Source organism: Pseudomonas sp. KBW05 (assembly GCF_003852405.1).
Classification (GTDB): Bacteria; Pseudomonadota; Gammaproteobacteria; order Pseudomonadales; family Pseudomonadaceae; genus Aquipseudomonas.
In genome coordinates this window covers 32,983-45,041 of record NZ_QAJM01000043.1, presented here as the reverse complement: position 1 = coordinate 45,041, position 12,059 = coordinate 32,983, and the positions used below count along the sequence as shown (strand labels likewise).

Here is a 12,059-nt window from a genome sequence, read left to right as displayed (position 1 = left end):
TTGTTTTGGGCGCGAGAAAAGTCCGCCAAGCATCGACATGCTCCTGAGCATACCGTTGGGGAAATCAATACAAAGTGTTTCTGCATTTTTGGTATGGTGCAGCACATTTTCACAAGGACTGATCTTTCACCCGCAGGACGCGGCGTCGCCCTTCTTCAACGAGATGCTGTAGAAATGCCTGAAGCCATACCGATCAAAGATCACGAAAAAGAAAACCGCCTGGTCAACAAGCGCCTGCTCGCCTGCGCACTGTTGGTGATTGGCATCACGTGCGCCCTGGTAGGCCGCATGTACTTCCTGCAGGTCGTACAGTTCGACTATCACTCCACGATTTCTGAAAACAACCGCGTACACGTCCTGCCCATCACGCCGACGCGCGGCTTGATCTATGACCGTAACGGCGTAGTGCTGGCCGACAACCGCCCCAGCTACAACCTGACCATCACCCGCGAGCGTACCACTGATCTCAAGGGTGAGCTGGACGCCATCGTCAACCTGCTGCATCTGCCGGCCGAAGACCGCGCCGTGTTCGACAAAGCGCTGAAGCAGGCACGCCACCCCTTCGTCCCCGTCACCTTGTTCTACGAGTTGACCGAAGAACAGATCGCCGTGCTGGCCGTGAACGAATTCCGTTTGCCCGGCGTAGACGTCGAGCCGCAGTTCGTTCGCCACTATCCGTTAGGCGCGCACTTCGCCCACTCCATCGGCTACGTTGGCCGGATCAACGAAAAGGAATCCAAGTCCCTCGACTCGGTGGAGTACCGCGGCACACAGTCCATTGGCAAGACTGGTATCGAGCGTTTCTACGAATCCGAACTCCACGGCCACGTCGGTTATGAGGAAGTCGAGACCAACGCCCAGGGCCGTGTCCTGCGCGTGCTGAAGCACACCGATCCAATCCCCGGCAAAAACATCGTGCTCAGCCTCGACATCCACCTCCAGGAAGCCGCTGAGGAAGCCTTGGGTGATCGTCGTGGTTCGGTGGTCGCCCTCGACCCACAGACCGGCGAAGTACTGGCCATGGTCAGCAAGCCGAGCTTTGATCCGAACATGTTCGTCACCGGCATCAGCTTCAAGGAATACGCCGCACTGCACGATTCCATCGACCGGCCGCTCTTCAACCGCGTACTGCGCGGGCTCTATGCGCCGGGGTCGACGATCAAGCCGGAGGTGGCCATCGCCGGACTCGACAGCGGTGTTGTCACCGCCCAGACCCGCGTGTTCGACCCCGGCTACTACCAACTGCCCGACTTCGACCACAAATACCGCAACTGGAACCACAGCGGCGACGGTTGGGTGGACATGGACGCTGCCATCATGCGTTCCAATGACACCTACTTCTACGACCTGGCGCACAAGCTCGGCATCGACCGCCTGCACGATTACCTGGCTGAATTCGGCCTTGGCCAGAAAGTCTCCCTCGACATGTTCGAGGAATCCGCCGGCCTGATGCCATCCCAATCCTGGAAGCGCGCCACACGTCGCCAGCCCTGGTTCCCCGGCGAAACCGTGATCCTTGGCATCGGCCAGGGTTATATGCAGGTCACCCCACTGCAACTGGCCCAGGCCACCGCGTTGATTGCCAACAAAGGTGTGTGGAATCGCCCGCACCTGGCCAAGACCATCAACGGCGTGGCGCCAGTGGACGAAAACCCGATGCCTAACGTGGTCCTCAAGGACCCGCGTGACTGGGAGCAAGTCAACCACGGCATGCAACTGGTGATGCACGACCCGCGCGGTATCGCCCGCGCCGCGGCACAAGGCGCGCAATACCGGATTGCCGGCAAGAGTGGTACGGCACAAGTGGTGGCGATCAAGCAGGGCGAGCGTTACAACCGTAACAAGACCCTGGAACGCCATCGCGACAACGCTTTGTTCGTCGGCTTCGCACCCGCCGAACACCCGAAAATCGTGATCTCGGTGATGATCGAAAACGGCGAGGCGGGTGGCCGGGTTGCCGGCCCTGTGGTGCGACAGATCATGGATGCCTGGCTACTCGACCAGGACGGCCACCTGAAGCCTCAATACGCGACGCCGGCCAAAGCCCCCGGCGACCCGCACGTCTGACTCACACTTTCCATTCGGCCCACTGTTCTACGTCCTCATGTGCCAGCCATGGCACATCGTGGGCGGTCCAGATATGCGAAGTGGGGCGCATGCCCGGGTCATCATCCAACGTCGCTACCCGTACAATCACATGGGGTTGATGCCCACGCTCGGCCATCAGATGTGATCCGCAGCGCGAGCAGAAATGCCTGAACTTACCCGGCGAAGATTCATACGACGATAACAGCGCTTCACCCTGGGTCCAGCGGAAGTGCTCGCGCATCACACCGGCAGTCGCAACGAACGCCGCTGCGTGGACCTTGCGACAGCTCTGGCAATGGCAGAGGCTGATGGGCATATCCAGGCTGTCCACCTGATACTGCACGGCCTTGCAGGCACAACTTCCATGGAGCTGTTGAGTCATGGTGCTTCACCTCAAAGGGGAGGGGAGCAATCTACCGTTCGCCGCCGCGCTGCGCATCACCAGTGATACAAATCATTGCCCTTATTCCGGCATTGGTCTAAATTGCGAAGCGTTCTCATTCGCGCGCAATATTATTATGCCTTCGTCTGCTGTGCCTCATTCCCCTCACGAACCTGTTGGCCAACTCTACGGTGACCACCACCGCTGGTTGGTGAGCTGGCTGCGTGCGCGCCTGGGCTGTTCCCATCAGGCCGCAGACCTGGCCCAAGACACCTTTATCCGTTTGTTGCTGGCTGAGCGCACCCAGCCTTTGGCCGCTGAGTTGAAAGAGCCGCGGCATTTTCTGGTGACGATTGCCAAGCGCGTGATGATCGACAGTTTCCGTCGCAAAGCCCTTGAGCAGGCCTATCTCCAGGCCTTGGCCGAACAACCCCAGGCTTATGCCATTTCTCCAGAAGAGCGGTTACTGGTCATCGAAACCCTGCAACGCCTGGACGCCATGCTCGATGGCCTTGGGTACAAGGCCAAACGCGCCTTCTTGCTCTCGCAGTTGCAGGGGATGCCTTACAAGGAAATCGCCGAACAGCTACAGGTGTCGGTGAGTTCAGTGACCAAATACATTGCCAACGCCACCGAGCATTGCCTGATCTTCGCCCTGGAGCATTGACGGTGGCCCGCGATCCGCAACATCAGGCCCTCAGCGCGGCCGCCCACTGGGTCGCCCGTTTGGCCGCCGAGCCCGGTGATCCCCAGTTGCACGTGGCGTGGCTCACCTGGCGCGACGAAAGCGCGCTGAACCAATGGGCCTGGCAGCGCGTAGAAGCCCTGCGCAGCCAACTCCAATGCCTGCCGGGTGCAGTCGCCGTCAATGTGCTGGACGTCGCCGCCGACCAGTCCCTGAGACTGGGGCGCCGCGCATTGCTCAAGGGCGTGGTGATCGGTGCCGGCGTGAGCGCCATCGGTTGGTCCGGCTATCGGCAGGCACCGCAATGGATGGCCGATCAACACACCACCACCGGCGAGCGCCACAGCCTGCGCCTGGACGATGGCACCCAACTGTCCCTCAACACCGCCAGTGCCGTGGATATCCACTACACCGCCGAACAACGTTTGCTGATTTTGCGTGCCGGAGAAATCCTCGTGGAAACCGCCCCCGATCCTCGGCCGTTTCGGGTGCGCAGTGCCCACGGGGAGATGCGTGCGTTGGGCACGCGCTTTGACGTGCGCCAGTTCGACGACTTCACGGCGATGAGCGTATTGCAGCACGCGGTGGCGGTACGTCTGAGCACAGATCCGGCAGAGACGGTGGTCACCGCCGGCCAGACCGTCACCTTCGATACCCAACGCATGCTCGCCCTGCGGCCAAACGACCCCGGAACAGGCGCCTGGGCGCAGGGGCGGCTGATCGTCGACAATTGGCGGCTGGACCGCCTGGTGGCCGAGTTGGCACGGTACCGCCCTGGCTACCTGGGATGCGCCACGGAAATCGCCCACCTGCCGGTCTCCGGTGCGTACTCCCTGGACGATATCGACCTGACCCTCAACGCCCTGACCTACGCGCTGCCGGTGCGCCTAGCGTCACGTACTCGCTATTGGACGACATTGGTCCCGCGCGCCTGAAATCGAAAATAATTCTCAACACCCATTGTCGATTTGCCGCCCCTCGTTCGACTCCTCCTGCAAACCCCCTTCATTTGTTTCGAACCCTCAGGAGTCAACATGCGCGCAGGGCAAACCTCAGTCGCCAATCAACCGCTTCGCTCATTTCGCAAAAAGCCTTTGCAGGTCGCGTTGCTTGGCGTGTCGCTGATGGTGCAGGCCGGGCTGCTGGCCCCCTTGCTGGCGAGCGGCTCCAGTGCAATGGCGGCCAGCCAGCAACAGGCGTTCGCCATTGCGCCCGGCCCCCTGGGTTCGGTGTTGAGCCGTTTTGCCAGCGAGGCGGGCGTGGTGTTGTCGTTCGATTCCGGTCTCACTGCCGGCAAGCAAAGCGCAGGCCTGGAGGGCACGTATAGCGTCGAGCAAGGTTTCTCCCGGCTGCTGGCCGGCAGCAACCTGGCCATCGCCGTCAACAGTGATGGCAGTTACCGCTTGGCGCCCCAGGCCAGCGGCAGTGCCTTGACCCTCGGCGCCACCAGTATCAACGCCGAAGGTTTAGGTCTGACCACCGAGAGCACAGGTTCCTACACCACCGGAGCGACCAGTACTGCGACAAAGTTACCTCTGTCCCTGCGCGAAACGCCGCAGTCGGTCAGTGTGGTCACCCGCCAACTGATGGATGACCAGCACCTGTCCACCCTCAGCGAGGTGCTGACCTTCACCCCCGGCATCAGCAGCAACCATCGTGACAGCGAGCGCTACTCCTTCTACTCCCGCGGCTTCGAGATCCAGAACTTCCAGTACGACGGCGTCCCGTCGCAAATCGCCAATGAATCCCAGCAATATATCGGCCCACTTTCCGACATGGCCCTCTACGACCGTGTCGAAGTCGTACGCGGTGCTACCGGTTTGATGAGCGGCGCAGGCACGCCGTCGGCCACCATCAACCTGGTGCGCAAGCGCCCGACCAAAGACTTCCAGGCCCACCTCTCGGGAGAGGCCGGCGCGTGGGACCGTTACCGCTCCGAAGTCGATGTGTCCGGCCCGCTGACCGACACCGGCAATGTGCGCGGGCGCTTTGTCGCGGCGTACCAGAAGCAGAAATCCTTCGTGGATTGGTACAAGCAAGACAAGCGTGTCATGTATGGCGCGCTCGATATCGACCTGAATGACACCACCACCCTGCGCACCAGCCTGGATTACCAGAACAACGACGCCAACGGCACCAGCTACGGCCATATCCCGTTGTTCTACAACAATGGCCGCCAGACCAATTTTTCCCGCTCCTTCAACCCGGCTACACGTTCCAGCTACATGGACAACACCAGCTACACCTTCACCAGCATGCTGGACCATAAACTCGACAATGACTGGAGCCTGAAGACCGCCTACAGCCATCAGTATTCCTACCGCAAAGGGCAGGGCGCTTCCGCCAGTGGCGGCTATCCGGACCCGGTCACCGGCCAAGGTGCCGGGGCATTCATCTACCGTCTCGACAGCTACCAGACCCAGGACATGCTTGACGTGTATGCCAACGGCCCGTTCCAGTTGGGTGGCCGTGAGCACGAGTTGGTAGTGGGTGCGAGCACGTCGCGTACCCACCTGAACTTTCCCAACTACAGCAGCACCCTGGCCGGCCAAGACAATGACTATGGCGACGTGGACAACATCTTCACCTGGGATGGCCGGCAGTATGGGCGCCGTTCCTACAACGAAGTCGGGGGCGCAGTGACCACCCTGCAACAGACCGGCGTGTATGGCGCGCTGCGTTTGAAACCGATCGACCCGCTGACCCTCATTCTCGGCACCCGCCTCAGTTGGTGGAAGCAACTCGATGAGGTGACGCAATACGTGCCCTACTCGAAAAACACCGATAAAACCAAGAAGACCGGTGTCGTGACGCCATACGCCGGCATCATCTACGACCTGAACGACACCTACTCGGTCTACGCCAGCTACACCAGCATCTTCCTGCCGCAGACGTTCTACAAAACCGCCAGCGGCGGCTCGCTGGCCCCGCTTGAAGGGGACAACTACGAGATCGGCCTCAAGGGCGAATTCTTCGACGGTGCGCTGAACGCGAGCATCGCCCTGTTCGACATCGAGCAAAAGAACACCGCTGCCGATTCGGGCAACGATGCCACTGGCAAGACCGTCTACAAAGCCATCGCCGGCACCACCACGCGCGGCATCGAGACCGAGATTTCCGGTGAGGTGGCCGCAGGCTGGAACGTATTCGGCGGCTACACCTACCGCGAATCCCACGCCAAGGACGGTGAACGCGTACAGGTCAACCAGCCGATCAACCTGTTCAAGTTCGGTACCACCTACCGCCTGCCGGGCGCCCTGGATCGCCTGACCGTGGGCGGTAATGTCACCTGGCAAAGCGAGATGTACGCCACCACGCAGATCAACTACACCGGGCCGTACTACAAGGCGGTACAGGACCCCTTCGCCGTGGTCGGACTGCTGGCCAACTATCAGGTGGACGAGCATCTGTCCGTGGGACTGAACGTCAACAACCTGTTCGACAAGAAGTACTACGACGGCATGGGCACGTTCAACTCGGGCTCCTACGGCGAGCCGCGCAATGCGATGGTCAACGCCAAATGGAAGTTCTGAGATAAGTAGCAACACCAATGCGTGACCGAAAAGGTTGCGCATTGGTTGATGTCGCCTACCTTCAATGGAGGAGGTGACTTATGCACGTATTGGATCGAATAGAACGAAAAGTCCTGCTCAATGCTTCACGTAAACAGGTGTGGGAAGCCCTTGTCGATGCCGAGCAATTCGGCCGCTGGTTTGGCATTGCCCTCAAGGGCCAGAGCTTTGTCGCGGGCGAAACCGTCGAGGCGCCGATCACTTATCCCGGTTACGAGCATGTGATCTGGAAGGCGAGGATCGAACGCATCCTGCCGCAAACGTTGTTCTCTTTCTGGTGGCACCCTTTTGCGGTGGAGGAGGGGGTCGATTACGACAAGGAAACACCGACCCTTGTGGAATTCACTATCGAGGATCGCGCACCGGGCATTTTGCTACGGGTGGTTGAATCCGGGTTCGACAACATCCCCGAGGCCCGTCGTCAGAAAGCCTTCAAGATGAATTCGCGGGGCTGGGATGAGCAAATGGGCAATATCGAAACCTATCTCGGCCAAGCCCGTCGCGCCTGAGCCAAACGGGCATCATCACTGATGCCCACCCTTATGATGTTCAGCCTTCGTGGGCCGTGGTGATTTCCAGGGTATCGGTGAAGGTCACCAGCACGCTTTGCCCGACCTTGAGGTCTTTCAGCCCGGCGCGGACCTGCGGTTTCTCCACGTTCAACACTTTTGTCACGCCAGCAGGGTTTTCCAGGGTGACCTGGTTTTTCTTCAGGTCGATATGGGTGATCTTCAACTGCACCTGCACCTGGCGGAAAGCCGCACCGCCCGGGTTGGGGTTGTCGGCGGTCGCACGAATCACACCGGTCTTTTCGCTGGCATCCGGGGCGCTTTTATCCACGTCGGTGTCCAGCACCGCCGCGACCGAGTGGGTGGTCAATACCTTGACCTGGTCGCCGACCTTGAGGTTGCCCAGGTCCTTGGCTTGATCACTGAGTTGCACGTGCACGGGGTTGCCCTCGGCACCTTCGAGCACCACTTGGTGCTTGTCGGCATCCACCCCCAGCACCTTGGTGGTCACCTCGTCGGCTTCAAGGGATTTGGACAGCGGGATGTCGGCAGCGTAGGCGGCGAGGTTGCCGGCCGACAGCAACGTGACCAGGGCAATGGCTTGGCGCAGCGAGCGAGATAGTTTCATTGAAAGGACTTCCATGTTTGAGGAGCCCTGAGTCTAGTGGAGGGTCGCGGATCCACAACCGCGCAACCGCCCAGGTGTTTTAGCGATTGCAATACGCCATAGCCTCCGCAGATAATGAGATGAATTATCATTAACGCCTGGCAGCTTGCGTGTCCCTACCTACTGATCCCAAAGTCTTGTTGGCTACGCTCTATGACGACAACCATCGCTGGCTGCGCGCGTGGTTGTACCGTCAATTGAAGTGCCCTCAGGATGCGGCAGACCTCACGCAAGACACCTTCATTCGCCTGCTGGATGCGCGCCAGCTCACCCAGCTCGACGAACCCCGGGCATTCCTGAGTACCGTGGCGCGGCGTTTGCTGTTCAGCTTCTGGCGGCGCAAACGCCTGGAGCAAAGCTACCTCGACAGCCTGGCGCTGTTGCCCGAGTGCTACACACCGTCCGAAGAAGACCTCGCTGTCGTGCGTGAAGCCCTGGAAAGCATCGACCGCCTGCTCAACGGCCTGCCGGCCCGGGTGCGGCAGATCTTCATCCTCAGCCGCCTCGAAGGCCTGACCCAACCGATGATCGCCCAGCAACTGGACGTGTCCCTGGCCACCGTCGAGCGCGACCTGCGCCGCGCTTTCCTGCATTGCCTGGCCGAATCGGCAGACCTGACATGACCCGCCCAAACGTCGACAGCACCACCCGCGCCGCCGTCGATTGGCTGCTGCGCCTGGAGGCGAGCGGCGAAGACCCGGATGTGCGCCAAGCCTTCGACACCTGGCTGCACGCCAACCCGCAGCACGCGGCGGCCTGGCAGCAGGTCGGCAGCCTGTTGCAGCAACCGATTGCCGATCTGCATCGCGTCGAAGCCCACAGCCCTGGTCAACTGCGCGCGGCCTCCAAGGCCTTGATGACCCCTGATTCCCCCTCGCGCCGCAGCGTCCTGCGCAGTGGTTTGGCCCTGCTGGTCTTCGGCGCCAGCGGCGCGGCGATTGTGGATCGCAACCAGCCGCTCAATGGCTTGTGGGCCGACCTGCGTACCGGCACCGGCGAGCGCCGGACATTCGAGCTGGCCGACGGCAGCCGCCTGAGCCTCAACGCGCGCAGCTCGGTAGACATTCAATTCACCGCCCAGCGGCGCGTGGTGCGCCTGCGCGAAGGCCAGGTGTTTGCTGACGTTGCCGCCGACGCCAACCGCCCGTTCGTGATCACCACCGCCGAGGGCGAGGTCCAGGCCCTGGGCACGCAGTTCATGGTCAGCCAGGCGTCCGCCGGCAGCCTGGCGTCGGTGCAGTTGCACAGCGTGCAAATCACCACCGCTGGCGGCAGCCAACGGCGGGTTGAGGCGGGGCAGGCCGCCTGGTTCAACGCCAGCGCCGTGCGCCCCGTGGCATTGAGCATGGCCGGGCGCGTGGATTGGCGCGACGGCCGGGTCGATATTCGCGACGAACCGCTGGGCCTGCTGATCGATGCGCTACGCCCTTATGGCCGTGGCGTCCTGCGCATCAGCCCGCAAGCAGCAGCGTTGCGGGTGTATGGGGTGTACCCGTTGGACGATGCCGAGCAAACCCTGCAATCCCTCGCGCAGACCTTCCCGCTGCGTATCCGTCGCTACGGCCCGTGGTTGACACTGATCGACGTGCAATAACGAAAAAACTCACTCGGCATGAGGGGATCATGGATCTCGCGAGTCAGGGTTAGAGAACGTCAACCTGACCACGAGTATCCACCCCTTATGGCACCCCAGATGATCCGTCCCAGCCTGCTGACCTTGGCCATGGCCCTGGCCGTTATCGGCCAACCCGCCGTGGCCCAGGACAACACCCACGCTTTCGATCTGCCCGCTGCCGCCCTGGGCGACAGCCTCAGCCGCCTGTCCCGCGAGAGCGGGCGCACGTTGTCCGTCAACCCGGCTCTGCTGCAAGGGCGCCGCGCGGCGGCCGTCCACGGCCAGTTCACCGCCGAGCAGGCCGTGCAGCAAGCGTTGGCCGGCAGCGGGTTGGGCTTGATCATCACCGAGAACGGCACGTGGAGCCTGTACCTGCTGCCTGAAGGCGGAGCCCTGAACCTGGGCCCCACCAACATCACCGGGCAGTTGGCGGAAAATGCCTGGGGCCCGGTGGACGGTTACGTCGCCACCCGCAGCGGCACCGCCACCAAGACCGACACGCCGATCATGGAAATCCCGCAGACCGTTAACGTGGTCACCGCCGACCAGATCGCCGTGCAAGGCTCGCGCAACCTGACCCAGGCCCTGCGCTACACGCCGGGCGTCGACACCAACGGCTACACCGACCGCAACACCATCGCCGATGAAGTCGCCAGCCGTGGTTTCGCCCCCACCTTGCTCTACCTCGACGGCGCCTACCTGCCGTACGCCGGCAGCCTCGGCGGCGCGCCGCAGATCGACCCCTACACCCTGGAGCGCATCGAAGTGCTCAAGGGCCCGGCCTCGGTGCTGTATGGGCAGAACCAGCCGGGCGGGATGATCAACATGGTCTCCAAGCGGCCCACCACCGAAGCCCGGCACCAGGTCAAATTCGGCGTGGGCAGCTACGAACGGGTCAACGGCGCGCTGGATTTCAGCGGCCCGATCGACGAGGCGAAAACCCTCAGCTACCGCCTGATCGCCTTGGCCCGCGACGGCAACGAGATGGTCGATCACGCCACCGACAGCCGAACCTTGCTCGCCCCCAGCCTGACCTGGGCACCGAATGACGACACTGCGCTGACTGTCTACGCCCAGCTGCAGCGCGACAAATCCCTGGCCGACTACCAGGCGCTGCCGGCCATCGGCACGCTGTACCGCAACTCTCAAGGCAAGCGCATCGACCGCAACACCTTTCTCGGCGACTCGGACTGGAACAACTACATCCGCGATCAATACGTGCTGGGCTACGACTTCACCCACGCCTTCAGCGACAACCTCGAATACCGCCAGACCGCGCGCTACACCGACGTCAACGACCGCTACAAGGGCTTCTACCTGGGCGGTTTCGTACGCCGCGCCGACAACAGCATCGACGACACCCGCGCCACCCGCACCAAGCTCGACTGGAACCAGCACAATTCGGCTTACACCCTCGATAACAACCTGCAATTCAAGTTCGCCACCGGCGCCCTCGACCACACCTTGCTCACCGGCGTCGATTACCGCCAGTTCACCCGCAAGTACCAGGGCTACAACCTGTACGGCGTGGAAATCATCGACCTGTACAACCCCACCAACTACCACACCCTCAGCCAGCCCACGCTGACCACCAAGTGGGACAACACCATCAAGCAGACCGGTGTGTACGCCCAGGACCAGATCAAGCTGGACCGCTTTATCCTCACCGTTGGCCTGCGCGAAGACTGGGCCGAAGTGGAAAACCGCGACCTGCTGGCCAACAGCACCGAAGGCCACAAAGACAAGAAACTCACCCGCCGCATCGGCCTGACCTATCTCACCGACTTCGGCCTGGCGCCCTACGTCAGCTACGCCGAATCGTTCTTCCCCACCATTGGCAGCGAGGCGCCGCAGCGCGGTGGTTCGCCGTTCAAACCGGTGGAGGGCGAGCAGTACGAAGCGGGGATCAAATACCAACCCAACGACAGCGCGTTGTTTACGCTGTCGGTGTTCCAGATCAAGCAGAAAAACGTGCTGACCGGTGACCTGGAGTATCAGGAATACCAGCTGCAAGCCGGCGAAGTGCGCTCACGGGGCGTGGAGTTCGAAGGCAAGGCGCGTGTGGGGCAGGTGGAGTGGATCGGCGCCGTGTCCTACCTGGACTCGTTCTACACCAAGAGCAACTACGGCGAGGAGGGCAACCGCAACGAATCGCAGGCGCCTTGGACCGCCAGCACCTGGGTCGATTACCACTTTGCCGGCGACGCCTTGGCCGGCCTGACCGTGGGCGGCGGCGCGCGCTATACCGGCAAGAAATACGGCAACTCGGCCAACACCTTCAAGACACCGTCGTTTGTGGTGTATGACACCACCATCAACTACGACCTCGGCCGTGTCAGCCCCACCCTTAAAGGCGCAGAAGCCAGCCTGAACGTGCAGAACGTGTTTGATCGTGAGTACGTGTCGGCGTGCAACTACGCGTTTGGTTGCTACTACGGACAAGAACGCACTGCATCAGTAGAAGTGTCCTACGACTGGTAACCACTGCGGCAAGGGAACTTACTGTGGTGAGGGGGCTTTTTGTGGCGAGGGAGCTTGCTC

10 protein-coding genes are annotated in these 12,059 nt (G+C 61.7%); 8 read left to right on the top strand and 2 right to left on the bottom strand.

What is annotated here, in order from left to right; translation table 11 throughout:
* The first annotated feature begins 174 nt into the window (after positions 1-174).
* Entirely contained in the window at positions 175-2,067 is a 1,893-nt protein-coding gene (gene mrdA, locus DBR46_RS27720) for a penicillin-binding protein 2 (protein WP_124529257.1), read from the top strand.
* Between the two features lies 1 nt (position 2,068).
* Here mrdA and DBR46_RS27715 read toward each other — a convergent pair whose 3' ends face one another.
* Positions 2,069-2,470 (bottom strand): GFA family protein, encoded by a 402-nt coding sequence (locus DBR46_RS27715; protein ID WP_124529254.1) that lies wholly within the window; start codon positions 2,468-2,470, stop codon positions 2,069-2,071.
* 136 nt (positions 2,471-2,606) lie between these two features.
* Between DBR46_RS27715 and DBR46_RS27710 the strand changes: the two genes are divergently transcribed.
* The 4 genes from DBR46_RS27710 to DBR46_RS27695 all read left to right on the top strand — a co-directional run bounded on the left by DBR46_RS27710 (position 2,607) and on the right by DBR46_RS27695 (position 7,236).
* Positions 2,607-3,137 (top strand): sigma-70 family RNA polymerase sigma factor, encoded by a 531-nt coding sequence (locus tag DBR46_RS27710; protein WP_124529253.1) that lies wholly within the window; start codon positions 2,607-2,609, stop codon positions 3,135-3,137.
* 2 nt (positions 3,138-3,139) lie between these two features.
* The gene (locus DBR46_RS27705) at positions 3,140-4,090 is read left to right on the top strand and encodes a FecR domain-containing protein (RefSeq protein WP_124529251.1); all 951 of its coding nucleotides are present in this window, start codon (positions 3,140-3,142) and stop codon (positions 4,088-4,090) included.
* 99 nt (positions 4,091-4,189) lie between these two features.
* On the top strand, positions 4,190-6,688 hold the full coding sequence (locus DBR46_RS27700; RefSeq protein WP_124529250.1) for a TonB-dependent receptor: 2,499 nt from the start codon (positions 4,190-4,192) through the stop codon (positions 6,686-6,688).
* An 80-nt stretch (positions 6,689-6,768) separates the two neighbouring features.
* Entirely contained in the window at positions 6,769-7,236 is a 468-nt protein-coding gene (locus DBR46_RS27695) for an SRPBCC family protein (protein WP_124529248.1), read from the top strand.
* Positions 7,237-7,276: 40 nt separating this feature from the next.
* On the opposite strand, the gene DBR46_RS27690 is transcribed toward DBR46_RS27695, so the two are convergent.
* Positions 7,277-7,864 (bottom strand): hypothetical protein, encoded by a 588-nt coding sequence (locus tag DBR46_RS27690; protein WP_124529246.1) that lies wholly within the window; start codon positions 7,862-7,864, stop codon positions 7,277-7,279.
* 149 nt (positions 7,865-8,013) lie between these two features.
* Between DBR46_RS27690 and DBR46_RS27685 the strand changes: the two genes are divergently transcribed.
* The 3 genes from DBR46_RS27685 (at position 8,014) to DBR46_RS27675 (ending at position 11,999) form a co-directional block, all read left to right on the top strand.
* Positions 8,014-8,526 (top strand): sigma-70 family RNA polymerase sigma factor, encoded by a 513-nt coding sequence (locus DBR46_RS27685; RefSeq protein ID WP_124529244.1) that lies wholly within the window; start codon positions 8,014-8,016, stop codon positions 8,524-8,526.
* Positions 8,523-9,497, top strand: a complete 975-nt coding sequence (locus DBR46_RS27680; RefSeq protein WP_124529242.1) for a FecR family protein — start codon at positions 8,523-8,525, stop codon at positions 9,495-9,497. The genes DBR46_RS27685 and DBR46_RS27680 overlap by 4 nt, the downstream gene beginning before the upstream one ends.
* 99 nt (positions 9,498-9,596) lie before the next feature.
* Entirely contained in the window at positions 9,597-11,999 is a 2,403-nt protein-coding gene (locus DBR46_RS27675; RefSeq protein ID WP_256659408.1) for a TonB-dependent siderophore receptor, read from the top strand.
* The last annotated feature ends 60 nt before the right edge of the window (positions 12,000-12,059 follow it).

What these genes read in the sequence shown, in the direction of transcription:
- mrdA (WP_124529257.1), top strand. Translation starts at nt 175, where the DNA reads ATGCCTGAAGCCATACCGATCAAAGATCACGAAAAAGAAAACCGCCTG.
- DBR46_RS27715 (WP_124529254.1), bottom strand. Translation starts at nt 2,470, where the DNA reads ATGACTCAACAGCTCCATGGAAGTTGTGCCTGCAAGGCCGTGCAGTAT.
- DBR46_RS27710 (WP_124529253.1), top strand. Translation starts at nt 2,607, where the DNA reads ATGCCTTCGTCTGCTGTGCCTCATTCCCCTCACGAACCTGTTGGCCAA.
- DBR46_RS27700 (WP_124529250.1), top strand. Translation starts at nt 4,190, where the DNA reads ATGCGCGCAGGGCAAACCTCAGTCGCCAATCAACCGCTTCGCTCATTT.
- DBR46_RS27695 (WP_124529248.1), top strand. Translation starts at nt 6,769, where the DNA reads ATGCACGTATTGGATCGAATAGAACGAAAAGTCCTGCTCAATGCTTCA.
- DBR46_RS27690 (WP_124529246.1), bottom strand. Translation starts at nt 7,864, where the DNA reads ATGAAACTATCTCGCTCGCTGCGCCAAGCCATTGCCCTGGTCACGTTG.
- DBR46_RS27680 (WP_124529242.1), top strand. Translation starts at nt 8,523, where the DNA reads ATGACCCGCCCAAACGTCGACAGCACCACCCGCGCCGCCGTCGATTGG.
- DBR46_RS27675 (WP_256659408.1), top strand. Translation starts at nt 9,597, where the DNA reads ATGATCCGTCCCAGCCTGCTGACCTTGGCCATGGCCCTGGCCGTTATC.